Raw genomic sequence first — 24,006 nt, forward strand, 5'->3', positions numbered from 1 at the left:
GTGCAGGACCATCGCCAACTCCTCCGCCTGCTCCCGCCCGATCACCGCGGCGGACGGGAGATCGAGTGGGTAGTCGTACCCGTCAGGCGGCGGCCTTGTTGAAGAGGATGTCCCAGTGGTCGCTCTCGCGGGCGTAGATGTTGCCGCTGGGCGACTTGTAGAGCTTGGCGCCGTCGCTGCGCTTGCCGGCGTACTTGAATTTGCTGGTGACGTACTTGTTCACGCAGGCGGTCGGGGACACGTCCAGCTTCCAGCCCATCCAGTGGGTTTTGCCCCTGGACGTGGTGCCGCCGGCGTGGCCGTCCTCGGTGCCGCCCGTGATCGTGATGGCGCACTTGCTCTTGCTCTTGAAGGCCCGGATGCCGGTGATGCTCGCCTTGCGCACCTCGTCGAGGGAGGTGCAGCGGGTGTAGCCCTTCTTGTGGAGGGAGCAGTTGCCGCTGGAGACGATCCTGAAGGACATGCCGTTCTTCGTCAGCGCCGCCACCGCCGCCTTGTGCGTGCTGTACCGGGTGGTGGATGCCTCCGCCGTGACCGCTGTGCCGAGGACTCCGGCGAGAGACAGGGCGGCGCCGGCCGCGCCGAGAACCGTTCGGTGTTTCAGGGACACGAAGGACTCCTTGTGTTCGGGTGATGTGCGGGTACGTCCCGTCCTCACCTAAGAACACACGGTGGACCTTCGGGAAATCTTTCATATTGATAGAAGCGGGGGGCGCGCGGACGTGAGAGGTGAAGCGGGGGCCCCGACCCACGCCCCACGACAGGCGGCGCCTCTCATGCAGAACATGACGTCGTGGACGTCGGGTCGGCGCCACGCCGAGTAGGTGAGGTGACGCGATACGGATCCGGGGCACCACGTCACCTCTCCTCCTGCCGGGTCAGGCCTTGCGGTGCTCGGTGAGTGCCCGCTCGAGGGCGTCGAGGATCGTCACGATGTCCTCGATCTTCACGTAGGAGATCGCGAACGAGGTGAGGCCGCCCTTGAGGACGTCGACGTAGTACTCGGCGTACGTGGACTCGTCCTCGTAGCTGTACTGGCCGGGCTCGGCCTGGGCGAACCCGCCGGGCCCCTCGTCGAACCAGTCGGCGCCCCAGACCTCGGCCATGGCCTGGCCGAGGACCTCCTTCGGGACGTGGTCGAACTCGATCGTGGCGCGGCCGTGGTCGTCGAGGCACACCTTCCCCTGCCCCTCGCCCTGCTTCTCCCAGTGCAGGGTGGGGCCGAAGCACTGGCATTTCTGGGCGGGGGTGAGGGCGGGGAACGCTGTGGTGAACGCCTCCTGAGCGGCGGACTGCTGGGTGTCCCAGGAGATTCGCCAGTCGTGCATGGCCTTCATGACGTGCGGTTGCACGATGCTCCCTTCCACCCGGGGCACGGGGCCACCAGGCGGCGGCCGCGGAGCGTGCCGCGGGCAAGGGGCGCACCCTGCACGGCGTGGAGGTTTTGTGTCCGCTGCGGCGTTACTGGCCCGTCACTGCGCGCCTGGCCGGGGCGGTGACCCGTCCAAACGACTCGGGCGCGCGCGGGATACGGCTGCGCCCCGGCCGGGGAGTCGTCCAGCCGGGGCACAGCGCGCGGGATGAGTCAGGCCTCGATGCCGCGGGTGGTGCCACCGGTGCTCGAGCACTCGGGGTCGAAGATGTTGCATTCGCCGCCGGGCCGGTCCGACGGCATGGGCGCAGTCGGCGACGGGGTCGGCCGCGGCGGTTCGCTGGTGGGCGGAGCGCTGGGCGACGGGTCCGCGGGCGCCGTGGTCGACGGGGCGGGCTTCGGGCCGCTCGAGGAGTCGCGGTTCTGCACGACGACGACCGCGAGCAGGACGAGGGCCAGGACCAGGGCGAGGCCCCAGCAGACGACCATCACGCGCAGCAGGCGCTCGCACCGCGAGCAGGGGGTCTCTCGAGAGCAGGGAGCGGGCTTGGGACAGGAGTCAGGGTCGGACACAGGTGATCCTCCGGTACGGGGACTGGGCGACCGGACCGTGCCGGCCCCGGGCGCCTTACGTCGCGTGCTGCCGTCCTCGGGGGCCGTCACCGCTTGCCCAGGGAGACACGGGGCGGCGCGGCCGGAGCCTTCGGCGCGGCCGGGACCTTCACGGCGGGCGCCTTCGGCTGAGCGGCGGGCTTACGTGCGGTGCTCGAGCCGCTCCCGGAATGGTTGGTACCAGCGGGCGCCGCGCCCGCAGAGCCGTACGGCAGGCACGTCACGGGGTCGACGGTGCCCGCGACGCCAGGGCAGTGGCGGGAGCTGCTGTCGCTGTCGTCGGCGACGTCGGCGACCAGGAACGCAAACAGCACGACCAGGGCGCACACGAACACGCCGACCGCGACGGCAATGATCAGGCGGGAGCGGCGGTCGTTCGGCGGCTGCGGGAACTGGGTCTTCACGGCGGGGCCTTCCAGGCGGAGGTGTGAGGCCGCGGATCGTGGAGGCCGGGGACGTCTTGCGTCGCGCGGTGCCGAATCGGGTTGCCCGCCGGGGTCCCAGCCGGCCAGGCTGTGCCGGGCACGGCGCTGCGCACCACTGGAGTGAGGCGGGGTGAGCCTGCGGGCCGCCACGATCACCGCCTCCGGTGCCCCGAGGGGTTCGAATCCCCTGCGAGCGCCGTGCCCTGTCTCTTTCAGCCGCGGAACTCGGGTGTGCAATAACTCGTGGGTTCAGCTGGGCTTCTTTCCTCCGTTGCAGCAGGTCAACCGGGCAGACGAGGCGACGAGCCCGTGTGGATCATGATGGATCTTCGAAAATCCTGAAACTCCATCATGATCCTCGTGCAGTCATACGGGCCGATACCACTGGAAGAGGACCTGCCTGCTCGCTCCGGCGGCGCGTCGGCGTCCACGGCCGGTCCCTCGGCAGCTTGAGCGCCGCCAAAGGACCATCAGTTGTTGCGACCATGCGGCCGAACTCTTCTTTGTCTGGGCCCGTGGCCGGTGCGGATCTTGGAGGTGTTCCCGCGGAAGGTGCCGTCGGACCCACACCGATCGGCGCAAGAGCGTAAGCATCTGCCGGGGGCGTGCGCTGAGCGCGCTTGGGCGGCGGAGTGCGCCGATGACAATGAGCCAATAGTGCCAGTAGGGTCAAAGTCAGTAGCCGAGGAAAGCGTGGCCGAAGAATTGACTTCGAAGAACGGCTCGTACGGCAAGTCGTCAAAGAAGTGTAGAAAAGCTGGGCAAGTTCAACATGGCCCACTCTGTTCATCTCAAGAAGTCCACACGGTCTCCTGTGTCAAACCGCGCTGCCACGGGCGGTCAGCTCAACTTACCAGTAACGACGCGGGACACGCCCGCTTATGAATTGGGTAATGGCGTGGCGAAGTCGCGGACCTCTCCTAGCCGCATGTCGCCGGCGCCTGAGGACCCGTTGGGAAGGCCGCAACTTCGGCAACGGCCTCCTCCGGTTGGACACCTGTCTCATCCTCCACAGACGGGCACGAGCACAGTGTTTAGACGTCCACGTCGCAGGAATCGTGCATCTTCGCCATCTTCGCCATCTTCGCCATCTTCGCAGTCCTCGGGGGCCGGTGCCGATTCTGCCATCCAGGCCCCATCAGGTACGGCCGGCAAGAAATCAGCTCCGGTGTGGCTCTTTCTCGGACTGCTGGTCACATCCTGTTTCTGCTTCACTTCACTATTCCTTATTGACTGGAGTAATCAGGACGACCAGGCCTTGTACAGCACGGCCAGTATCGGCATCGGCGGGGTTATGCTAGGGGCGCTCGTTCAGCACTACGCGGGCCTGTCGGTAACCACCAATACCGTTGTAACCATTATGCTTGTCATAGTTCTCACTGTGCTGGCTTGGCGAATCGCCATCAGTAAGAGCAGCCAGCCCCTCGATATCACTGACGGTGTGAAAATATCCGATGGCAAGGATGCGGTGGACACCAAACCAGGTGACTCCTTTGACATCACCATCAAGCTTCCGGAGAGCCGCGACACACTGACGCTGCGTATGGACGCGGAGGATCTCGACCCGGCCACCGGCGCGGACTGTGTGCCAGACAGTTGGCTCTATCTAACCGGTGCCGGGATCGGGGAAGGCGAACTGCGCGTGCACTCCGACGGAACGGCAACGATATCAATCGAAGGCTTTCGAAACAGCGTCCGTCTCCAAGCTCGAATCGAGAGCGGATCGGAATGTCGTATCCGTATCACGCCAGCCCGCGCTGTCATCGCGTGATACGTACCCGCACCAGGGCTTCTCTGGAGGAACAATGAACCACTCAGTACGGCTATCCGGCGCGGTCTTGGCCGTCGCCGCCCTCAGCGGCACGGCATGCTCTTCCACCACCAGCGGAAAAACCGTCGAAACCTCGGCGTCGCCAACGACCAAAGAACCGACGGCCGCTGCCCCGAAGGCTCCCCTCTTCCCGTCGACCGTTTACATCGGCGTAAAGATCGACCAGCCCGGGTTCAATGTCCTGAACGCAAAGGCACACGGATACGCCGGATTTGAGAAGCAACTGGCTGACTTCCTTGGTAGGAACCTTAACTTCTCGCCGGAGCTCGTAGATATTCTGACCGCCGACCGCGAGAAAAAACTGATGAAGGGTTCCGTTCAACTGGTGATCGCAACCTACTCCATCACCCCTGAACGTCTGAAAATGATCGACTTCGTCGGGCCCTATCTCAAGACCGAACAGGGACTGCTAGTTCGCGACGGCGACAGCAGGATCAAGAAGAAGGAGGACGCGGCTGGCAAGGATATCTGCACGGTGCAGGGGTCGACCTCTATGCCAGATGAAGACAACGAGAATAAAAATCCACTGCACAAGGATGCTAATTTCAAATATAAGAAGGACTATAAAGCCTGCGTCGACAGTCTAATAGCCCACAACGTCGACGCTGTCTGGACCGACAAGGCGATTCTATACGGATTCACCGAAGGAAACGATGTGCAGGTCGTCGAGGACATCGAAGTGGGGAAAGAACAGCTCTACGGAATCGGAATTGCCAAGGGTCATCCGGAGCAGTGCAAGGCCCTAGTGGTGCAGCTAAAGAAGTTCTTGGAGACCGAGTGGTATCTGAACTTCAAACCGCGCTTCCCCAACCTCGTCAGGAAGGACCAAGATTTCGAGAGCAATTACAAGCCGAGTGAGGATGACGTCTCAACATATACAAGCTGCGACGGCTGACGCGGATGAGGCGGCAGGGTCGTTTCAAAGACTAGGTTGCGTATGATTGGGCAGGTGCTACAGCCTCAGATTGTCAGGCGAACGTCGCCGCGTGCGCCTTGGCCAGGGCGTCGTCGATGGCGGAGACCGGGGTCAGGTTGGCGGCGGGCATCAGAGGCGTAGTCCTTCCAGGGGGAGGGTCAGCGGGCGAGGTAGACGATGAAGTCGACGCCGACGGCGGGGATCTCGATGGAGGCCGGGGTGGTGTCCCGGACCGGGGCGGCCGAGTCGCGTACACGCCGGGCCGGGACCCGAACGCGATGCCGCCCTGGTCGGTCTGCTCGACGTCCACGTACTGCGCGAGGAACGCGGCCATGCGGCACGGCAGCCGTCCCCGGACGTCCCGCATGGGCCACGTCTTCGGCTCGGGCGGCTTGCCGGGCAGGAACCGGGCCACGGCCCGCTCGACGGCACGCACCGGGCCCTCAATCTGCACGTCGCACGCCGGGCTGAAGCCGTGCAGGGTGGCCGAGTAGCGCAGACCGCTTGAGGACCAGGTGACGGTGGACGTGTTCACTAGCAGGCCGCCCCGCTCGTACGTCGCTGCGCCCTGGGCGCGTACCGCGTTGCCGATCTCGTAGAGCAGCTCCAGGCGCGCGCGGGAGACGTCCTCGCGGGCGGCGGCCTCGTCGTCGAGAACGGGCAGTACCAGGCGCAGGATTTCGCGGGCGACGGCGTCCGGGCGGCTGGTCTTGAGTGTGAAGTCCGGGCGGGTCGGCTCGCGGCCGGGGAGCTGCCACCCAATCTCGGTGGTCCAGGCGTAGCCGTTGGCGACCAGGATCAGGGCGCGCTCCCCCTGGACCAGGCGGACGCCGGGGTGCCGGGCGGTCCACCACGGGGAGTACAGCTCGACGGTCCAGGGTGAGCCGGCCCGCGCGGGCAGCAGCGCGGCGACGTGCTCGGCGAGGGTGCGCGCGGGGCAGGCAGGGCGGGTCGGGGCAGTGACGGGCGGGGTCATGGCGCGGGGCCTTTCGAGGGGGCCGCGCCCCCGGCGGAAGAGGCGGGGGCGCGGCCGGGCGGGTGAGGGTCAGACCAGGTGCGCGGCGGCGGCGAGCAGGAAGTCGATGCCGACCGGGACGAACTCGGCCCAGATGCGGGTGTCGTCGGCGGCGGGGTCGCCCAACTCGGCACGGGAGGGAAGCGCGATCCAGCCGTGCAGGTCATGGCGACCGCCGAACCCGACCTCGTCGACATCGACCGGGCGGAGCTGCGGGAACCGGTCGGTCAGATGGCGCGTGAAGAGACTTCCGGCGTCCGGGGGGACGTGGCCGCCTAGCGGGGGCAACAGCACCGGCAGAGCTCCGAACAGGCCGTCCGTGGTGCCCTCGTAGGTCAGGGTGAAGGTCCCGCCCAGTCCGTACGACCACACGCCCCACTCGTTGCCGCTTGTGGTCGTCCACGCCAGGCCGGGACCGTCGGGGCGCTCCATGGCCAAGGGGTGGCCCCATTCCTCCTGGCTGTCGGCCTTCCGCGCCATACGGGCGGGGCGGTCCGTGGGCACGGGGTACGCGCCGTGGTCGAGGAGGTCAAAGCCCACCTCGATCAGGGCGGCGCCCTTGTGCCGCATGACCCACTCCCACGACTTCAAGCCGTCGCCGCCCTTCTCAAGTTCCCGGGCCATGGCTCCGGTCGCTTCGGCGTCGAGCCGGGGCAGAATCCAGCGCAGGGCGCGGGCGGCGAGCGCGGCGATGGAGGCCGGGTCGGTGGAGTCGACAACGGCATCCGGGGTGACGGGGAACCGGCCGGGCCGGTCGGCGTACAGCTCCACGCGGTTGCCCTCCTCGACGACGAGCAGCGCCCGGCGGCCGTCGGTGATTCGGGAGGTGGCAGCGTTGTTGCGGATGCCGTACGGGGCCGGGCCGACCGTCCACGGCTTGCGCCCGTCGCGGGTGGGCAGGAGAGCGGCGAGCGGGGCGGCGGCGGTCGCGTGAGTAACGGCGGGCAGAGTGGTCACAGCGGGGGTTCCTCCGGTTCGTTGGTCATTCCGGCGCGGTGCTCTCCGGCCGGGGCAGGGGGTCATGCGGGCGGTACTTGCGTCGCGCCCCGGGGCTGGCTCGTACGTCCGGCCCCGGGGCGCGACCGTCTAGATGAGCGGGTGGCCGATGACGAAGCGGATGGCGTTCGCGACGCGGTCGGCGAGCACTTCCAGGCCCTCGGAGATGTCGGGGTCGACCAGATACACCCCGCCCGGATAGGTGCCGAAGCCGATCGGCACCTCGTCCTCGTCCAGCTCGGGGAACCCGTCGGACGGGTCTTCGCTGTACCCGATGGCCAGGTCCTCGTCCTCGTCGACGTGCAGGTCGAACGAGGCGACGTACGGGCCTGAGATCAGCACGTTGGTGCCGAGGCTGGGGAGCTTCCAGGACCAGCCGTCGCCAAGGCGCTGGGTAACGGCACAGGCAATGTGGGGGAGGAAGTTCGTGATCTCGGGCTCCGTGTCCGGGGTGTCCGTCTCGGGGCTGGTGGTGTCGGTCGTGTCGCTCATGGGGTGTTCCTTCGGTTCGTGGTTGGGTCCGGCGTGCTCTCGCCCGGACATTGGGCGGGGTGGGTGTGGCTTGCGTCGCGCCCGGGGCGGCTCATACGTCCGGCCCCGGGGCACGACGGACCTACAGGTCGCCGGGGGCGGCAATCATGCGTCCGGTGGTGCGCACGCCCGAGTCGCGGAGGGCGGCGATAGCGGCCTCGCGGGTGCGGGCGCGTTCCTGGGCCTCGGCGACCTGGGCGGCCTGGTGGCGGGCGGAGGCGGCACGCATGGCGTCGATGCGGTCCTGCCAGGTGCGGACGGCGTCGTCGAGGGTGTCACCCAAGGACGCGTCCCACATGGCGGAGTTTGCGCGCAGCTCGCGCAGGCGGTTGCGGGTGAACGGCGCGGCGTGGTCGAGGAGAGGTCCGTCGTCCGTCCACGTGGACACGACCAGCCACAGGCGGGACAGGTCGGTGTCGGCGGGGAGCTGCGGGCAGTCGAACGCACGGTGGTGCCGGATCGTGATCGTGCCGTGGGCGGTGCAGTCGGCCCACGGGATGCCGGGCCCGGACTCGGCGCCGCCGCACGCGGCACGCGGGCACTTGCAGCCCTTCGGCTGCCCGCCGGTACCGGCAGCGTGGGTGTGCATGGCGAGGAGCTTCACGACCGTGCCGGGTGAGGGCGTGTAGTTGCCCTGGTCGTCGAAGAGCGGGGCCGCAGGGGGGACGGTGTTCATCAGCGGTGTTCCTCCGGTTCGTGGTTGGCCCGGCGTGCTCTCGCCGGGTAGTACGCCGGGCGGGGGGATCCTGTGACACCCCCGCCCGGCCGTACAGATGAGGGAGGGTCAGGCGGCGGCGCGGGCGGCGGCCGGACGGCCGAGGCGGAGCGCGGCGAGGAAGTCGGCCACCTGCTCGCTCTTCGGCTCGTAGCCGGAGAGGGCGACGGCTCGGATGTCCTCGCGGGTCCACAGGGCGACCGGGACGACGCGGTGCCGCTTCTTGCGGGCGAGGTCACCGGTGCGGGGGACGGTCAGGCCCTTCTTGCCGGGGCGCTTCTTCGTGGTGGTGCCCTTGCCCGCCTCGCGGTTGAGGCCGTTCGCCTTCTTCGTGATGGTGGCCGCGTAGTTGTGGGCGACGAGCGGGGCGACGCCACCGGCCATCAGGTGGGCGGAGGCGGCGGCGGGACCGGCGGCAACGGCCTTGGCGGCGTTGCGGATCTCGCGCCGGGCGCGGACGCGGGTCCGGAGGGCGGAAGCTGCGCGGTGGCTGCGGGCACTGGCCATGTGGTGTTCCTCGGTTCCTTCGTTGGTTCGTCGGCGGTTGCTCTCCACCAACAAGGAAATAGTACACCAAGGGAAACCATGAGGGAACACATGATCCGATCGGATCCACATTTACGCAGATGAGAGCGTACTCGACCCCTCGTCACGGGGTCGGGCACACTGCCTCTGGCTTACTGTTCCTGACTCTCAGAATAGGGCGTCGTCCTGCGGGGCGGACGTGACAGCCGGCCCCCGGGTGCGGGTGGCGCGGCGGGCGGGCGGCTCGTCCCCGAACAGGGCGCCCGTGCCGTTCGTGTGCGCCACGGCCTCCACGCGGCGGGCGACGGCGCGGGCGTCCACCAGGGCGAGCGGCTCGGTCGGGTCGAAGTCGGCGCGCTGCATGGCGGACCAGTCGATGCCCTGGGCGTCGGCGGCAGTGCTCACGGGGGTCTCTCCTGTCTCGGGGTGGTGCGGGCGGGGCCGGGCGCGCTGAGGGGCACGCCCGGCGGGGAGGGGAGCTGTCAGGCGGCGACGGTGAGCGCGGCGCGGGGGTTGGCCGCTGCCTTGCGTACCTCGCGGGCGGTGTCGCGCACGGTCGCCATGACCTCCTCGGCCTGGCCGGGCGTGAGCCGCTCGGCGCCCTCGCGCGGGCCCTCCTCGGCCTCCACGACCGCGAACACGGCCGCGTATATCTCCGTGGCCAACAGGCGCGTTCCCTTGATGCGCTGGGCGACTGAGCCGGGCCGGGCGGCGTCGAACTCCTCGCGGGCCGCTGCGACCTTCTGGCCGTAGTACAGGGCGGAGCCCCAACCGTTCTTCACGTACTCCGTGCGAACGGTCGTCTCCGCGATGTGCAGCCCGTCGCGGATCGCGCGGTTGGCCTGCCCGCGCTCCATCAGGCCCTCGCGCACGTACTTGTTCACGACGTCGCGGGCGGCTCGCTCGGTGGGGCTCATCTTCCGGGCCATGGGGTGGGTCCTCTCGTGTGCTGTGCGGGGCCGGGGCGCGGTGCTGCGCCCCGGCGGGGATGGGCCGGCTCAGTGGCGCGGGGCGTGCTCGCGGTACTCGGCATCGAGGGCGCGCAGCGCGGCCGTGAAGCCGGGGGTGCCGGGCTTCTCCTCGATGTCGCGCACCTGGGCGCGCCCGCCGGGGTTGGCGACCTGGGAGCCGCCCGGGTTGGTCCAGCCGTACGGCGCGCGGCTGGCTACCGTCACGCAGAGCTGCACGGCCTCCCCGGCGCCCTGGCACTCCGGCGGGACGTCCGCGCCGCACACGCGGTTGCCCATAGCGTGGCAGTCCCACCCGGACTCGTCCTCTTCGATCCGACCGTCACGGTTGTCGTCGCCAAGCGCGTCGGCCTGCCCGTCGATCCAGCCGTCAGCCCACGCGACGGTGCCCGGGTTGTTCGCGTCGCCGGTGACGTTGGGGTATGTCGGTGTGGTCCCGTCGCCGAGGTCGCGCACACCTGCCACCCATCCCGCGTTGTACGCGGTCGCCGCGTCCGCGCTGCGGTCCGTGTGGGGCCGGAAGTCGTCCGGGGTGGCGTCGGACGCGGTGATGGCGCCCAGGCCGCCCAGGATGAGCACGGCGGTGCAGGCGGCGAGCAGGGACGCCGTGCGGGGGCGGGCCGGGATGCGGCCGAGACGGGGGAAGCGCTGCATGGGGTGTTCCTCTTCGCTGGTTGGTCCGGCCCCGGTTGCTCTCCGGGACCGTGGGCGGTGCGGCGGGTCAGTGCGCGTTGCGCTGCTCGGCCGTGACCTCGTTCAGGACGTACACGCTCATGGCCGACCGCTTGATTGCCGGGAGGGTGAGCAGCCGGGCGCGTTCCTTGGCGCTGAGGTTTTCGGCCCACCGTCGGGCATCCCGGCACTGCTGGCGTGCGAGGTAGTCGCTCAGGCCGCGCCGGACGTAGGAGGCGATGAGGCGCTCGTGGGGGTCGGTGGGCTTGGCAAGGGTGACGGCCATGGTGTGTTCCTCGCTTCGTTGGTTGGCCCCGGTGCTCTCCGGGGTCACGAGAGGAACAGTACACCAAGGGAAATTCAACGCAACACTCAGGCGGCGAAAAACGCGAAAATATGAAGGTGAAACACCAAAAGGCCCATGGCGAACTCCCCTCTAAATTTACCTTGGTTGACTATTATTGAGGTGGGCTGTACGTTCAGGGCGCGCCACTAAGGCGGGGTCGGGGCGAGCATCTCCGGCCGAACCAACAAACCGAGGAGCACCCAATGGCGGACCAGGCCAGCACAGGCATCCCCAACGCGGACGAGATCATCACCCTGGCACTCGCCTACGGGCTGAACGTCACCGTGGAGACCAAGCAGCGCGACACGCTGACCAGCCACACCGTCCGCATCTGCATCCCGGTCCCCGTCGCCTACGCCGGTACTGAACTGGGCCGCACCATCGCCGCCGACTCCGTGACCATGCTGTGGACCAAGGGCACCAGCAAGGGCGCCCGGGGCCGACTGGAAGACGCCACCGCCTGGAGCGCCACCGACTCCCGCAAGGTGCGAACCCTGCGCCTGGCCACCGCCCGCGTCGAGACCATGGGCCGCGACTCCAACCGCTACGCCCGGGAAACCGCCCCCCTCCCGGAAGACGTCATCGACGCCCCGCACGCCCTCTACATCGACGGCGAGCTGAGGCGCGAGGGCCTCCCCGCCGCGCACGTCCGCACCATCGTGAAGAACCGACGCTTCCGGGGCTGGCTCGTCCACCAGGACGACGAGAACGCCATCTGCTCCGACGATCGCCGCTTCGTCCCGGTGCAGCCGGCCCCCGCCGAGGACGCGCCCGCCGACGAGCGGAAGCACGTCCGCATCATCAACGGCGGCACCCCCGAGATCATCGATACCCGCGCGGCCCTGCACGAGATCAACACCGCGATGATGCAGCCGGGCACACGCGCGGTCCGCGAGATGTCCGCCGCCCGCTCGACCGCCCACATCGCCTACAAGAACCCCGAGCGCGGCACCGTGGAGCTGCGCCCCGCCACGGCCGAGGATCTCGCCTCGGGCACGTCCGTACGGGACGCCACCGCCCCGGATGCACTCGCCGAACAGGCCCACGCGACCCCGCAGGCTGAGCCCGACCGCGATGCACTCCACGCCGTGCTCCGCGCGACCGTCGACCTGCTGGCCCAAGACGCCCAGGCACAGGCCGGCGTCCCCCTCTCCATGATCGACTACCTGATTGGGCAGGCCGTCGAGAAGGTACGGGGCACCACCGAAACCGAATGGGTGCGCATCCTCCGTGAGAACGGCCGTGAGGCCGCCGACACGTGGGGCCGTGCCAACGAGGAACTGATCCGCAGCGTGGCCGCCCTGCTGATCCCCGACGGGGCCCGCAGTCGACCACTCACGGCCGCCCAAGCCCGCACCATCGCCGAGGGCTTCGCCTCCGCCGTCCGTCCGGCCGCCGAGGTGCTCGCCGCCGACCCGATCCCCGTCACGACCGCGAGCGTCCAAGCGAACAGCGACCGCATCCGCGCCCAGGCCTCCCGCGAGGCGTACGCGTGGGGTGTCCGGCACGAGGCGCAGCAGCTCGGCACAAACCAGGTGATCGAGGAGCGCGCCCGCGAGTCGCTCGCCGCCGTCATGCACGAGGAAGCCGGGGCAGGGAAGGCAGGGTTCGTCTTCCGCATCAACCCCCGGGGCGCGTGGCTGCGCGGTGTCACCTCCGAGGGCGACGACTGGCCGCTTCTCACGGAGGCGCTGCGACTCCACCTTGAGCACTACGGATGGCTCACCGAGACCTCACGGAGCTTCGGCGTGTCCATCATCCCGCCGGGCGATGCCGGTGCCCTCGTCATGGAGGGCCAACGCCGCAGCGTGGCCACCGCGCACGGCCAGGCGCTCTCCGAGCACGCCCAGCGCTGATCTCGACCCGCGCCGCCCGGCAACGGGTCGGGCGGCGCCCTCGATCACCCCTTACGCGCCCGCGCGCGTGTGGACGGTCCAGAAAGTCCAGAAACCCCGCTCTCCCAGCCCTGCAGGCGCCCTCTGGCGTTCGGTGTGTCCGGATGCCGCGCGCCGCTCTCCGGAAGGCTCACGGCTCGTCATGCTTCCCCCTGGCTTCGTTCTCAGCTCGCTAGCAAGCCGTCCACCTGCACGTTCGTTTCGTTCACGGACGAGGTGGCCCGGTTGTTGGAGTTGCCGCCCGCTCCCTCCGGTGAGGTGTACGTGCGGCGGTACGACACGGACCACGTCTGGATGGTGTGGCGGTACAAGGACGGCGGGACGTCGCTGTTCCTGGAACGCCCGTTCGGGGAGTTCCGGGAGGGCGTGACCGTGAGCCTCCAGTGGCACCAGTCGCCGGACCCGGAGGTGGTGGCCGCGATGGTCCGTGCGTACGCGCGCCGTGGGCGTCCCGGGCGTCGCCCTTCCCTCTGGGCTCGCCTCCTCCGCCGCTGAGCCGGCCCCTGCATCTCGCGCAGCTCCCCGCCCTTGACTCACGGGCCAGGTCGGCACGGTGGGCGTGCCCGTGCGGGAGCTGCCGGAGGTGAAGCCGCGCCGCCTGACAGGCGGGGCGCCGCGCATCCTGCGGGCAAAGACCATCGGGGATGTCACCCTGATTACCTAGGAACGCACAGCCCGAGTAAATACCTTGACCTTGTTTCATGATTTTTCCTGGGGCAACGCTACCCACGATTGCCCTGGGTGTACTATTCTTCGTGTTGGCGGGAGAGCAACCCGCCGAACCAACGAAGGAGGAACACCCCTATGAGCGTTGCCACCGTAGAAGCGGCGATGAAGCCCTGGTGGGAGTTGGCCAGGCAGTACGGCGAGCCGCGCACGGTCCTGCACTACGCCTCTCGGACCTCCGTCCCCCGCGAACAGCACGAGGCGTACGCCTTCAACATCGCGGGCGGCAAGGTGCTGCGCGAGTCGGGCGTGAGGGACGCGACCGGCAAGAGCTGGGCCCTGACCATCCGAGTCGTCGAGTACATCGAGCCCGTCACCCTGACGGTCCGGTACGCCCTCGACTTCTGGTCCCTGGCCAAGTGGCGCACGGCCGACCACGACACCCTCGCGGTGATCGAGGCCCTGTACGACTCCGTCGTCCGCGCTGAGGCACAGAGCCCGACCATCTCAGCACCCGCCGAGCGCGTCGGTTGCGGTCCGGCCACCTACTACGACGTCACCGACGTCGTCTGACCGGTCCGGTCCCTCTCTCGCCGGGGCGCGACCGTATGTGCCGCGCCCCGGCCCCTCCCCAGCTCGCCGCACCTCACCGAGGAGAACTCCGCCATGTCCACGAGCACCCCACACGGCCCGCACCTGCCCGACATCGCCGTCTACGTGCCCGCCAACGAGACGGGTCATCGGTCCGTCGTAGTTCCGGAGGGCAGGCCGGACGAGGACGGAACCCTCTTGGCGTACAGCGCCCTCCACCGCAGGCAGATACGCGTACCCGTGAAGGACCTGCACCCCCTCCCCGACGCCTGAGACGCGCTCGCCGGGGCGCGACCGTAGGGGCCGCGCCCCGGCACCCTCCCCCCAACTCGCCAGACTTCACACCGAGGAGAACTCCGTCATGACCCGTGCCGCTTGGGACGCCACCCCGACCGACTACCAGGCCCGTCTCCTGCTCGCCGCGCTCGCCGCCTCACAGCACCGCATCCCGTCCGACGCCAAGAGCCGGACGGTCGGCATCATGCTCGAGCGTCAGTGGATCCGGACCCGTCAGCTCGTCACTCAGCCCGGGGGCAAGGACCACGTGCTCACCCACCACGGCGTGAACGCGGCCAACGGGTTGCGCATCACTCAGCTCGCCGAGCAGTACCCCGTTGCCACTCCGGCCGTCTACGTGCCCGAGGAGGGCAATTCGCACCGGGACATCGTCGTCGTGATGTCCGAGCCCGCCGCGGACGGCACGGTCAAGGTGCACAGCGTGAAGCACAACGGGCCCGTCCGTGTGCCCATGGTCGGACTCCGGCAGCTCCCCGCGCTGCCCCCGGAGCCCGAGGGCGAGATCACCGGCTGGTGGACGATCACAGACGCTGAGGGCGCGGAGATTGCCCGCGTGGAAGCCGAGGACGACCCTGGGGCGCGCAAGGCGGCCATGCGTCACGCGGCGGTCGCCGCGGCGGTCCGCCGGGACAAGGGATTCGCCGTCCGCCGGCTGCGTACCTCCGAACTGTCGGTGCCCCTCGGAGAGTTGCGCGGTCTCCCCCGTATCGCCCCGGACCCGGCCGCACGGGTCACCTGGTGGGCCGTCAAAGACCGCGCGGGCAACCTGATCGCGCAGGTCGAGGCGACCAGCTACAACCACGCCGTCCAGGTGGCCGACGAGGACCCGAAGGTGCGCGCCGCGGAGCCCGGTTCGGGCGGGCTGGTCTACATGCCTCTGGACTCCACCGAGAAGCCCGCCCGGACGGCTCTGCCTGCCACCCCGGCCCGGTTCTGCACCCCCACGGTCCACACCCGCCGCACCGTCACGGTCACCACCGGGTTCACCAGGAAGTCCATCCCGACCCGTCTGCGCGAGTCCGGCGCCCCCGGCCAGATGAAGTACAGCAACGCGGCGGGCGCCCTGCGCTGGGTCCTCCCCAACGGCCAGGAGCTCACCCCCGGTCAGGCCGCAGACATGTTCCTGAACTGACCGCCCCTCCGGTTGGGGCGCGGCCCACGCTGCGCCCCGGCCCACGTCGCCCCTCTCCTCCCGCTCCACGTCCTCGAGGACCCCGCCATGCAGACCGCGACCCTGTTCGACCTCCCCGACATTCAGACCCTGCGGGAAGCCCCCGTGGCCGCCGCGCCGACGGAGCCGAAGCGGAAGAAGCGGACCGTGCACGCGTCGGTGCCGTTCGAGCCGTCGACGACGGTTCCCGATGAGCTGATCCGGGACGCTGACTGGGTGGTCGTCTCGAGCTCGGGTGGCAAGGACAGTCAGGCGATGCTCTCGTATGTCGTCGGGCGAGCGAAGGCCTTGGGGATGCTCGACAAGGTCGTCGTCGTACACGCGGACCTGGGTCGCATCGAGTGGAGCGGCACCCGGGAGCTCGCCGAGGAGCAGGCGCGCCTTGCCGGGGTCCGCCGGTTCGAGGTGGTCCGGGCAACGGGCGCGGATCTCCTTGATCAGGTCGTGCTCCGCTTCCAGAAGCTCAAGGCCAAGGTGGAGAAGGAGGCTCGGGACAAGGGCGAGGACCCGGCCATGGTGACGGTCCCGCCGGCCTGGCCGTCCTCCTCGGCACGCTGGTGCACCTCGGACAAGAAGCGCACACCTATTCGGACCCTTTACACCAAGCTCACGGGGGAGCTGTCGCACCTGGGCCGCCCCGTGCGGATCCTCGCGTGCATTGGGCAGCGGGCTGCGGAGAGCGACAGTCGCGCGAAGCTGGCGCCCGTCGAGATCGACCGGTCCGCGAGCAACGGCAAGAGGCACATCACGACGTGGCGGCCGATTCACGGGTGGAGCGACACCCGCGTCTGGCGGGAGATCGCCGAATCGGGCCTGCCTTACCACAAGGCGTACGACTGGGGGAACATGCGCCTGAGCTGCATGTTCTGTGTCCTCGGGTGTGTCGGCGACCTGGTGAACGCCGCGCGTCGCGTGCCGGAGATGGCCGCCGACTACGCACGGACCGAAGTCACGGTCGGGACCGACTTCAAGAAGGGCCTGTCGATGCGGGAGATCATCCGCCGCGCCCAGGTCCTGGAGCAGGAGGAGGGTCCCGCGGCCCGGCCGCCGATGGGTACCGCGATGGCCGGCTACGTCGGCAGGTCGTCGACCGCCCTGTATCGGGGCCGTCTGGCCCTGCTGCGCGAGCAGTTCAGGCTCACGGCCTGATCTCGGCAGCTCCCCGGGGGCGCCCACTGCGGCGCCCCCACCATCCCCACCTGGGCCGGAGAGCAACCGGCCCAACCACGAAGCAGAGGAACACTCCCATGTCGCGTACGACGCGTTCCCACACGATCCGCGGCCACCTGGTCGACGGAGGGCTCATCGACCTCGAGCTGGACGTGTACACGCAGCAACTCGGACCCGACGGACACGACGTCGACGGGTTCTCCGTTCGGCAGCACCACGAGGGGGACACCCTCGTCGTCGCCACCGGCGCGTACGGCCCGAACTGGCTCCGCACCCTCTCCGAGATCGTCGGACGGCTCGAGAGCCCCCACGTGAAGTGCACGGCTCGCGGCCAGGTCGACGGACTCGGCGACCACGAGGTGGCCGTGCGCTGGGCGACGTCCGAGGAGCTGCAGGCCCACAAGTCGGCGGAGGCGCAGCGCACGGCCCCGCTCCGCAGGCAGCTCCGCGAGCAGCAGGCCGTCCAGGACGCCGAGGAACACCGCCAGGAGCTCGAGGCCGCCGGGCAGTCCGGCCTGTTCTGACACAACCCGCCGCGGCGCGACGTTCCCCCATGCGCCCGGCATCTTCCGCAACACACATCCCTGGAAGGACACCGATGGACCCCGTCGTCTTCACCTCGCAGGACACCCCGACGTTGCGCCGAGCCGTCCGGTTCCTGCGTCGCATGGAGCAGCGCATGCCGGGCGCTGCGCCCCGCAAGACCCGCGAGGGCGTACTGACGGCCGCTCTGGCGCTCGACGAGCAGGCCGACAACCAGGGCACGGCCGCGGCCCTGACGCTGCGCGAGACCCGGCGCCCGATCTTCAACCAGCTCGTCGCCTTGGGCGCCGGCGGGCTCGTACTCCACGACGAGGCGAAGGCGATGCTCGATGCCCACGAGGACGCGGTCCGGGCCGCCGCCGAGGAGGGCGTGGTGCGCTTCCAGGGAGCGTTGCTCGCCCTGCACCCGAAGACCGCGAACCCCCGGCACGGGTGCTGCGCGACGTCGAAGCTCTGTAGGGACCACCGGCCGGAGTGCCGGAGCAGTGAGCACACGATCGGCGGTCAAGTGCCCTGGCCGTGCCGGACGCTCCGTGCCGCGGGAATCATCAGCGACGCCGACGCCGACGCCCAGGCCGTGCGCGAGGCTCTGGCCCGCCTGGACCGGGCGGCCGACCCCGACGGCTACCCGGGCCGGAAGAAGGCGAACCGCGGTCGCGCGGTGCACGCCACCAGGCAGACCGACGACGGCATCGGCGACATCGGCGTGTGCGGCATGTACTTCCCGCGGGACATGGAGAGCAGCCTCGATGACTCGGGCACCGCCGTGTCGTGCCAGGCCTGCGTCAAGACGCTCGCCCGGAAGGAACTTGCTGACGCCGAGCTGAATGCAGCTCTCGCCGGGCCGAAGGGATGCCCCCGCAACGTGATCGACGGAGACGTCGGCGGCCACTTCTTCAAGAAGGGTGCCCTCTCCGACTCGCCGATCGCCTGCATCTACTGCGGCACCCCGAAGACGGACGCGAACAGCGCGGGCCCGTTAGCCGATAGCCGCTCAGGCCGGGCGTCCCACGCGCCCGGCCCCCGTCCCACCCCGGCAGGAGATGCGAGATGACGCCGTACGAACGCCTCATGGCCGAGCAGTGGCCCACCGGCAAGTTCGGCCGCGCCGAGCCCGTACAGCGCCGCTCCCTGCCGCCCCTGCCCGAACGCCCGCCGGAGCGCCGCCCGATACGGCCCTGGACGCCGGAGGAGCAGACGCAGCACCTCGCCGACCTCGAGGCTGCCCTGTCGACCTGGCAGGAGAAGTCCCCGGCCGCGGACCGCAAGCGCGAGTACAACCGCGCTCACGCGCGCCAGACCGCGGACCTGCGCCAGCACCTCTGGCTTGTCCCGCCCCCGGCCCAGGACGGCCGTCCTGGCACCGAAGCCGCTTGACCCCACACGCCCAGAGAGGCACTGTCATGCGCTGGAACGTCACGCCCCGCCGCCGCAAGCCGAACTCCGGCCGCTGGAGGGCCGACCGCACTGAGTACGCCCGCCGTCGGCTGTGGCCGCTCGAGCTCCCGAGCCGGTCCGTCCCGTAGTGTCTGACCGCTCGCCCCGAGAACGGAACGCCCATGCCCAATCAGCTCGCCGTCGTCTGGTCGCTCCGCTAGGACGTCATCGGCCCCCACCACAACTACTCGTTCGGCGAGATCGCCCCCCCGACGCGTACGACGCGTACGACGCCGTTACGGACGCGCTGGCCGCGATCCTCAAGCGGGTCGCCGTGGCCGTCGACTGGCGGCGCCTCCTCGGCGAGGCGTCGTGGCGGCACACGCAGCTCCACCTCGACCGGGAGGAAACGTTGGACCGGTACAAGAACGAGCCGAGGCCCTCCTCCACCTGCCCGGCCGGCCGGGCGAAGCACGGCGACCACTGCGGGACGACGTCGGCTCCGGCTGGCTGGATGGTCGCGTACCTCGGCCTGGCCTGCGAGGGGGATTGCTACGACGCGAGGTCCGACGCCCCAGTGTTTGTGGCAAGTGAATTGGGCCCACTCCGGCGCGGAAGTTAGCCCCACCAGACGTTCGAATGCCGGGCGCTGCTGGGGAGGGCGTCACAGACAAAGACGCAGTTAGAGGCGGCCGTCTCGTTCCTCGGTCCGCTGCTGGCTCTCCGCCGGGGGTGGGGCCAGAACGAATGCCGATCATGGCCAAAGTGGGGCCAACTGAACCTGTCACAAACACCCCGGTGCGCCCGCCCGGCAGTACCACGAGGCGCGGTGACGTCGAGCCGTACCCGTGACGCACGATGTCCGCAGACTGAGAGGACGAGGGGCACGGCATGGAAGACGAAGACCGGTACGCCGAGGACGAGTCGACGATCGAGCGGGAGCTGACGGAGGCCCAGGTCCTCGGGTTCAACGAGTACGTGGGCTTCACGGCCCACTATGGCGTACGGCTTCGGGAGTTGTCCCGGAAGCACGAGAACCCCGAGGCCGCGTACCGGTACCTCCTGAAGTACTCGGACGACTTCCTGGAGGACTTCCCCGATCAGTAGGGGACCGGCCAGCATGGACTTGACGGGATCAGCCCCACGGGGTTGATCCCGTCGGCATGATGACCGCCATGAACGACTTCTGGGACAAGGTCATTTCGATGGAGTTCGGCGCGGCATTGCTGGGTGCCCTGGCCGGTGGCGCGTTCACCATCCTCGGGTCGTGGCTTCAGGCCCGGAGCAGCAACAAGGCGGCTGCACTGACGCAGGCCAAGGCGAACGCCCAGCGCGGTTTCGACTTCCTGACCCAGCTCAAGGTGCATCTGGAGGCGCAGACCTTCCAGGGCATCGGCAGCGGGGAGAGTCGGGCGACCTGGAACCGGGAGTGCGAGACCCTGACCACCACGGCCAACAGCGCCGTCATGCTGCTGCCGGACGAGTACAAGGAGACGCGCAACCAGGTTTTGATGCTGCTTCGCACGATCAAGCGCTGGGAAGGTCTGCCCCCCTGGCCCGAGTACAAGCTGGGGACCAGCCTCCTCCTCTCCGAGGCGCTGAAGTTCCTCGGCCTCTTCGTCCGGGGCTCGGACGTCCCAGAGAAGCGCGACATGACCGAGGTCATCACCCGGGATATCGAGCACTACCGGCGGCAGGAGGCCCACCGGGAGCTGGAGGCCCTGAACAACGAGGGCGAGTACGGCACGGGGCTCAGCGAGGAGAGCATGCAGCGGGCACGAGAACTTGAGGAGTACCTGGGGCAGTCACACCCACCGGAGGCTCCGGAAGGAGGCTCGGGCACCCTGTCATGACGCCCGTCAGAGCAGGGACGCCCTGGGAGGTTGGCGACAGTGCAGGCAGAGACGTTGGCGGGCCTCATGGGTCTCGCCGGTGCCGTGGTGGGTGCAGCCGTCTCGACGGGGGCCGTGATCTGGCAGCAGAGGAAGACCGCCCATGAGGCCGAACGAACACACCTGTTGGGGCTTGCCGAAGCGGCTGTGAGGTCATCCGACTGAGCTACGAACTCCAGGACCACTGCGAAGAAGACGTAGAGGTGGACCCCTTCAGCAGCGAGTTCGCGGGCTGGTCCTCCCGTCTACGCGAGCTGAATCGTCTCCTGGAACAGCAGGCCCTCAGGTTCGCGGATCCCGAGGTGCGGCACTTCCTGGAGTGGATTCACGCCAGGATCGACCATCGTGGGGTGAGACTCCGTGAAGGCGAGGAGGGAATACCCGTCCCTCTGTACCAGCTTTTGTGTGACGACGTTCGGACAGTCATGGGCACCGTGCTGCGGCGGCAATCGTTTCCTTCAGGCCTTTATTTTCCGGACGCACCGACCTCGTCATGACGCCCCTCAGCGATGTGCTTGAGGCTTAGAACGACAGAGAGATGACCGGCCCAGAACGGAGCCGGCCGCCGAGGACTTGATGGGATCAGCCCCATGAGGGTTGGTCCCGTCGGCATGATCTGTCCATGGACGCGACAGTGGCAGCGGGGTGGATCGGTGGTCTGGCGGGGCTCGGAGGCGCGTCAGTCGGCGCGATGGCCTCGATATGGGCAACCAGGAACAGCCAGAAGCATGCGGCTCAACAGGCTCTGCTCACCCGCGAGCATGAGGTCGCTGACGCCAAAGAGCAGCGACTGTTCGAGCTTGCGAGAGCTGCCCTGGATGCGACGCTCCTCGAATGGCAGGCACTTGGGAAGATCATCGATCAGTACATACGCCAGCGCTTGACCCCACAACAGGAAGAGGAGCTGGAGTGGGAGTGGGAAAGCCCCGTGAAGGAGCACCTCGAACGGATAGAGGCACTCCTGCACAGGATTCCCGAAGCTCAAGTCCGCGAGCGGCTCCAGCGGGTGGTCTACGTCGCGGGCCGTGAACACCTCGCGGGCCCCACCTACTACTACAACCTGATGTGGCTGCATGCGGCCGTACGAGAAGGCGTCCGGTGTACGTCCGCGCACCTTCGCGAGGAAGAGTTGCCTCCGCCCATCAGCCGTTTCGCCTCAAATGACGAGATCGTGACTGAGGACGACTATATGCACACCGAAAGTGTGAATGAAGCTCGCGGAAGTGGGAGCTAGCACACGACGGCTAGCGCATGCGAGAATGCATGCCAGCATCACCCTTGTCTTCCCGAACAGTCCCCGACTCCTCCGGAGATCCGGGGCCTTTCGTGCGTTCAGGAGGCCGTCATGACGGAGGACGCAATCTGGATGACGGCCAACGAGGCCGCCCTTCACTTCGGTGTCAGCAACAAGACGATCTACCGCTGGACCTCCGAGGGGCGCCTGAAGGTCGAGGGCCTGGACCACCGGGGCCAGAAGCGCTTCCGTCATGCGGACGTCGCCCAGGCCGAGTTGGCCACCCGGATCAAGGCCAAACGCGTGCTGGTCCCTGCTGCCTGAACCTACTCTGCATCTCCGACGATCAGGTTGACAGCGTCGATGAAGAACATCCTGTAGAGCCCATCCAGATGCTCCAGCGTGTCACCAAGATCAAGGCCGAGGTAGTCCCGCCACGTCTTCAGCGCTGTCTCAAGAGCCCCTCCAACAACCATGACGGCCGTCATGACGGTCGCCGCCTCGCCTACTAGATCTTCCTCTGTGTCTCGTGCGAGTTCCCGCGCTCGGCCAGTCATCCACGGACGCCCGTGCGCGGCCCCAGACAGAATGCGGTATGGCGCTGGCATGCTGGGGGGCATGGCCTTCGCCTCCTCGGTGATGTTGATATCGAGGCTGGCCTTTTCACCATCGACTTCGTAACCGATCAGTCGGCCCTGGGCGTTTATCCGCTCCACAGCTCCAACGTCGCTGAGAGCCGTCAGTACGTAGTCCTTGGTCTTGGCGATCTCCGCGACCTGAGCCGGACCGAACGCGCGAGCCGCCTTTTCCATATGGTCAACGTCGGTTCGCCACAAGCCCGCACAACGCGCCAACCGCTTTGCACCCGAGATCCCGGGGTCCATCAGGTAGTGGAGAAAGAGGCAGTTCTCCATCACCGCTCGGCTCAGGGTCAACGGCGACCAGACAGGAGGCGGCTGCATCACCACATCCTGTTCGAGAGCCCTCACGTGATCGAGAGCGTTGGACCACGACAGCGGTCCCACGTCCAAGATCATGGCGTGCATCGACCGCCGGGCTTCTCGCGTCGGCTCGGGGAGAGCATCGAAGGCCGCCGCTTCACGTCTGAACGGTGTATCAGGACCGCCGATCTCGTCCGGAAAGGCATTCGCAGCCAACTCCCGCATGTCCTTCAGCACTGTGGCAGCAGCCCGCGCGAAAGGCTCGGTGATCGGCACGGTGAACGTGACGGGAATGCCATCCTCGGACTCAGGCTCGTCTGTCATGCGCGGATCCTAGGCCTCTCACGCCCGTCAGCGCCTGACCAGCCGCCCGTCACTACGCAAGCGGGGGCGGAGAGGGAGTGTCATCTCCAACGAACAGCGGCGCTGTCAGGTGCCTGCGGATTTCGGCCAGTTCGATGGGCGTGACCACACCCGAGATACGCAGCCTCTCGAACAGGTCGACCCGTGTTACCACCTTGCTGAGGTCCGGCATCTCGGAGCCCGAAAACTTGAGGATCAACGCAGCTTGGAGATGGGACTTCAGATGGTCTTCATTCACCTCTTGGAGTAGCTGAATGGCCTGGTCCGTATCCCTCTCTACCTTCATGTCCTCACGGAGCCCCCTGCTCTGGGATTCCATATGACGCAGGGCGGCATCAGCGCGCTTGTGGAACAAGGTGCCGATCGCCACCGTCAGCAGTCCCGCCACGCTGGAGACGATCGAGGCGTACTGATCACCGATGGTGTCCGCACGGAAAATCGCCAGACCAACTCCGGTGATCAGGACCCCACCGCCGATGATCGAAGCGAACAGGCTCACGTAGAAGCTCGCCCGCGCTTGGGTCAGCCCATAGCTGTAGTAGCGGATCAGGAGCTTGGTGAACTTGGCGCTGTCCTTCTCCTCTGGCGTCGGGTGCTCAGGCGCAACGCTCTCCGGCAGGAGTTCCTCGGTCAGCGCAGCCCGTTCTCGGTCGACAGCCTTCCCGAACCTGTTCGTCACGAAGGCCGAAAGCCCCGTAGCTACGGCTCCGGCCAACGACCCGACAAGTGCTACAACGCCTGTATCCACCCCTTGATCCTGTCAGTGGCACCAGCTTCTTCGGGGGATTTCGCCCTGACCGGTCACCCGACACCACACGCGTGTGAGGGGGTGAGCCGGCCGTGGCCCGCACCTTCTGCCCCGAGGACGAGGAGACCCTCCGTCAGCTCCACGCTGACGGTGTCAGCCGCAACGAGATCGCCCGTCAGATGGAGTGGTCCGTC

31 protein-coding genes are annotated in these 24,006 nt (G+C 68.3%); 15 read left to right on the top strand and 16 right to left on the bottom strand.

Annotated elements, in window-relative coordinates; all coding sequences use genetic code 11:
* Positions 1 to 82 precede the first annotated feature (82 nt).
* From ACW4TU_RS41430 to ACW4TU_RS41445, 4 genes are all read right to left on the bottom strand, one after another.
* Positions 83 to 610 carry a hypothetical protein gene (locus ACW4TU_RS41430; protein WP_457422075.1) on the bottom strand — a complete coding sequence of 176 codons (528 nt, stop codon included), beginning with the start codon at positions 608 to 610 and terminating at the stop codon, positions 83 to 85.
* 268 nt (positions 611 to 878) lie between these two features.
* On the bottom strand, positions 879 to 1,352 hold the full coding sequence (locus ACW4TU_RS41435) for a hypothetical protein (RefSeq protein ID WP_457422077.1): 474 nt from the start codon (positions 1,350 to 1,352) through the stop codon (positions 879 to 881).
* 233 nt (positions 1,353 to 1,585) lie between these two features.
* Positions 1,586 to 1,945 carry a hypothetical protein gene (locus ACW4TU_RS41440; protein WP_457422079.1) on the bottom strand — a complete coding sequence of 120 codons (360 nt, stop codon included), beginning with the start codon at positions 1,943 to 1,945 and terminating at the stop codon, positions 1,586 to 1,588.
* Positions 1,946 to 2,031: 86 nt separating this feature from the next.
* Positions 2,032 to 2,388: a hypothetical protein gene (locus tag ACW4TU_RS41445; protein ID WP_457422081.1), complete on the bottom strand. Its 357-nt coding sequence runs from the start codon at positions 2,386 to 2,388 to the stop codon at positions 2,032 to 2,034.
* A 1,189-nt stretch (positions 2,389 to 3,577) separates the two neighbouring features.
* Between ACW4TU_RS41445 and ACW4TU_RS41450 the strand changes: the two genes are divergently transcribed.
* Positions 3,578 to 4,180 (top strand): hypothetical protein, encoded by a 603-nt coding sequence (locus ACW4TU_RS41450; protein ID WP_457422083.1) that lies wholly within the window; start codon positions 3,578 to 3,580, stop codon positions 4,178 to 4,180.
* Positions 4,181 to 4,214: 34 nt separating this feature from the next.
* The gene (locus tag ACW4TU_RS41455) at positions 4,215 to 5,135 is read left to right on the top strand and encodes a transporter substrate-binding domain-containing protein (RefSeq protein ID WP_457422085.1); all 921 of its coding nucleotides are present in this window, start codon (positions 4,215 to 4,217) and stop codon (positions 5,133 to 5,135) included.
* Positions 5,136 to 5,208: 73 nt separating this feature from the next.
* On the opposite strand, the gene ACW4TU_RS41460 is transcribed toward ACW4TU_RS41455, so the two are convergent.
* From ACW4TU_RS41460 to ACW4TU_RS41500, 9 genes are all read right to left on the bottom strand, one after another.
* Entirely contained in the window at positions 5,209 to 6,132 is a 924-nt protein-coding gene (locus ACW4TU_RS41460; RefSeq protein WP_457422087.1) for a hypothetical protein, read from the bottom strand.
* Between the two features lie 69 nt (positions 6,133 to 6,201).
* Positions 6,202 to 7,128, bottom strand: coding sequence for a hypothetical protein (locus tag ACW4TU_RS41465; protein ID WP_457422089.1), 927 nt, complete (start codon positions 7,126 to 7,128; stop codon positions 6,202 to 6,204).
* 129 nt (positions 7,129 to 7,257) lie between these two features.
* Positions 7,258 to 7,659, bottom strand: a complete 402-nt coding sequence (locus ACW4TU_RS41470; RefSeq protein ID WP_457422091.1) for a hypothetical protein — start codon at positions 7,657 to 7,659, stop codon at positions 7,258 to 7,260.
* A gap of 121 nt (positions 7,660 to 7,780) precedes the next feature.
* Positions 7,781 to 8,374 carry a hypothetical protein gene (locus tag ACW4TU_RS41475; RefSeq protein WP_457422093.1) on the bottom strand — a complete coding sequence of 198 codons (594 nt, stop codon included), beginning with the start codon at positions 8,372 to 8,374 and terminating at the stop codon, positions 7,781 to 7,783.
* A gap of 108 nt (positions 8,375 to 8,482) precedes the next feature.
* Entirely contained in the window at positions 8,483 to 8,920 is a 438-nt protein-coding gene (locus tag ACW4TU_RS41480; RefSeq protein WP_457422095.1) for a hypothetical protein, read from the bottom strand.
* Positions 8,921 to 9,106: 186 nt separating this feature from the next.
* On the bottom strand, positions 9,107 to 9,343 hold the full coding sequence (locus tag ACW4TU_RS41485) for a hypothetical protein (RefSeq protein ID WP_457422097.1): 237 nt from the start codon (positions 9,341 to 9,343) through the stop codon (positions 9,107 to 9,109).
* A 77-nt stretch (positions 9,344 to 9,420) separates the two neighbouring features.
* Positions 9,421 to 9,867: a hypothetical protein gene (locus ACW4TU_RS41490; protein WP_457422099.1), complete on the bottom strand. Its 447-nt coding sequence runs from the start codon at positions 9,865 to 9,867 to the stop codon at positions 9,421 to 9,423.
* 69 nt (positions 9,868 to 9,936) lie between these two features.
* Entirely contained in the window at positions 9,937 to 10,560 is a 624-nt protein-coding gene (locus ACW4TU_RS41495) for a hypothetical protein (RefSeq protein WP_457422101.1), read from the bottom strand.
* Positions 10,561 to 10,627: 67 nt separating this feature from the next.
* A complete protein-coding gene (locus tag ACW4TU_RS41500; RefSeq protein WP_457422103.1) occupies positions 10,628 to 10,864 on the bottom strand; it encodes a hypothetical protein in 237 nt (78 codons plus the stop codon).
* Positions 10,865 to 11,127: 263 nt separating this feature from the next.
* Here ACW4TU_RS41500 and ACW4TU_RS41505 point away from each other — a divergent pair, with 263 nt between their 5' ends.
* The 9 genes from ACW4TU_RS41505 to ACW4TU_RS41545 all read left to right on the top strand — a co-directional run bounded on the left by ACW4TU_RS41505 (position 11,128) and on the right by ACW4TU_RS41545 (position 18,634).
* The gene (locus tag ACW4TU_RS41505) at positions 11,128 to 12,780 is read left to right on the top strand and encodes a hypothetical protein (RefSeq protein WP_457422105.1); all 1,653 of its coding nucleotides are present in this window, start codon (positions 11,128 to 11,130) and stop codon (positions 12,778 to 12,780) included.
* Positions 12,781 to 13,044: 264 nt separating this feature from the next.
* Entirely contained in the window at positions 13,045 to 13,314 is a 270-nt protein-coding gene (locus tag ACW4TU_RS41510; RefSeq protein ID WP_457422107.1) for a hypothetical protein, read from the top strand.
* 309 nt (positions 13,315 to 13,623) lie between these two features.
* Positions 13,624 to 14,058, top strand: coding sequence for a hypothetical protein (locus tag ACW4TU_RS41515; RefSeq protein WP_457422109.1), 435 nt, complete (start codon positions 13,624 to 13,626; stop codon positions 14,056 to 14,058).
* A 93-nt stretch (positions 14,059 to 14,151) separates the two neighbouring features.
* Positions 14,152 to 14,349: a hypothetical protein gene (locus ACW4TU_RS41520; protein WP_457422111.1), complete on the top strand. Its 198-nt coding sequence runs from the start codon at positions 14,152 to 14,154 to the stop codon at positions 14,347 to 14,349.
* An 88-nt stretch (positions 14,350 to 14,437) separates the two neighbouring features.
* Positions 14,438 to 15,505, top strand: a complete 1,068-nt coding sequence (locus ACW4TU_RS41525; protein WP_457422113.1) for a biotin/lipoyl attachment domain-containing protein — start codon at positions 14,438 to 14,440, stop codon at positions 15,503 to 15,505.
* Between the two features lie 87 nt (positions 15,506 to 15,592).
* A complete protein-coding gene (locus ACW4TU_RS41530) occupies positions 15,593 to 16,693 on the top strand; it encodes a phosphoadenosine phosphosulfate reductase domain-containing protein (RefSeq protein ID WP_457422115.1) in 1,101 nt (366 codons plus the stop codon).
* Positions 16,694 to 16,791: 98 nt separating this feature from the next.
* A complete protein-coding gene (locus ACW4TU_RS41535) occupies positions 16,792 to 17,238 on the top strand; it encodes a cell envelope integrity TolA family protein (protein WP_457422117.1) in 447 nt (148 codons plus the stop codon).
* A 74-nt stretch (positions 17,239 to 17,312) separates the two neighbouring features.
* Positions 17,313 to 18,311, top strand: coding sequence for a hypothetical protein (locus ACW4TU_RS41540; protein ID WP_457422118.1), 999 nt, complete (start codon positions 17,313 to 17,315; stop codon positions 18,309 to 18,311).
* Positions 18,308 to 18,634, top strand: coding sequence for a hypothetical protein (locus tag ACW4TU_RS41545; RefSeq protein WP_457422120.1), 327 nt, complete (start codon positions 18,308 to 18,310; stop codon positions 18,632 to 18,634). Before ACW4TU_RS41540 ends, ACW4TU_RS41545 begins: the two co-directional genes overlap by 4 nt.
* Before the next feature lie 244 nt (positions 18,635 to 18,878).
* Here the strand turns inward: ACW4TU_RS41545 and ACW4TU_RS41550 are convergent, their stop codons facing one another.
* Positions 18,879 to 19,016: a hypothetical protein gene (locus tag ACW4TU_RS41550; RefSeq protein ID WP_457422122.1), complete on the bottom strand. Its 138-nt coding sequence runs from the start codon at positions 19,014 to 19,016 to the stop codon at positions 18,879 to 18,881.
* A gap of 509 nt (positions 19,017 to 19,525) precedes the next feature.
* On the opposite strand from ACW4TU_RS41550, the gene ACW4TU_RS41555 reads away from it, so the two are divergent.
* The 4 genes from ACW4TU_RS41555 (at position 19,526) to ACW4TU_RS41570 (ending at position 22,084) form a co-directional block, all read left to right on the top strand.
* On the top strand, positions 19,526 to 19,741 hold the full coding sequence (locus tag ACW4TU_RS41555) for a hypothetical protein (protein ID WP_457422124.1): 216 nt from the start codon (positions 19,526 to 19,528) through the stop codon (positions 19,739 to 19,741).
* 68 nt (positions 19,742 to 19,809) lie between these two features.
* Positions 19,810 to 20,487 carry a hypothetical protein gene (locus ACW4TU_RS41560; protein ID WP_457422126.1) on the top strand — a complete coding sequence of 226 codons (678 nt, stop codon included), beginning with the start codon at positions 19,810 to 19,812 and terminating at the stop codon, positions 20,485 to 20,487.
* A 661-nt stretch (positions 20,488 to 21,148) separates the two neighbouring features.
* Positions 21,149 to 21,760, top strand: coding sequence for a hypothetical protein (locus ACW4TU_RS41565; RefSeq protein ID WP_457422128.1), 612 nt, complete (start codon positions 21,149 to 21,151; stop codon positions 21,758 to 21,760).
* 111 nt (positions 21,761 to 21,871) lie between these two features.
* Entirely contained in the window at positions 21,872 to 22,084 is a 213-nt protein-coding gene (locus ACW4TU_RS41570) for a helix-turn-helix domain-containing protein (protein WP_457422130.1), read from the top strand.
* Positions 22,085 to 22,086: 2 nt separating this feature from the next.
* On the opposite strand, the gene ACW4TU_RS41575 is transcribed toward ACW4TU_RS41570, so the two are convergent.
* Positions 22,087 to 23,025, bottom strand: a complete 939-nt coding sequence (locus tag ACW4TU_RS41575) for a hypothetical protein (RefSeq protein ID WP_457422132.1) — start codon at positions 23,023 to 23,025, stop codon at positions 22,087 to 22,089.
* A gap of 52 nt (positions 23,026 to 23,077) precedes the next feature.
* Positions 23,078 to 23,743, bottom strand: a complete 666-nt coding sequence (locus ACW4TU_RS41580) for a TRADD-N-associated membrane domain-containing protein (RefSeq protein WP_457422134.1) — start codon at positions 23,741 to 23,743, stop codon at positions 23,078 to 23,080.
* Between the last annotated feature and the right edge of the window lie 263 nt (positions 23,744 to 24,006).

Source organism: Streptomyces kryoterrae, from assembly GCF_054072135.1.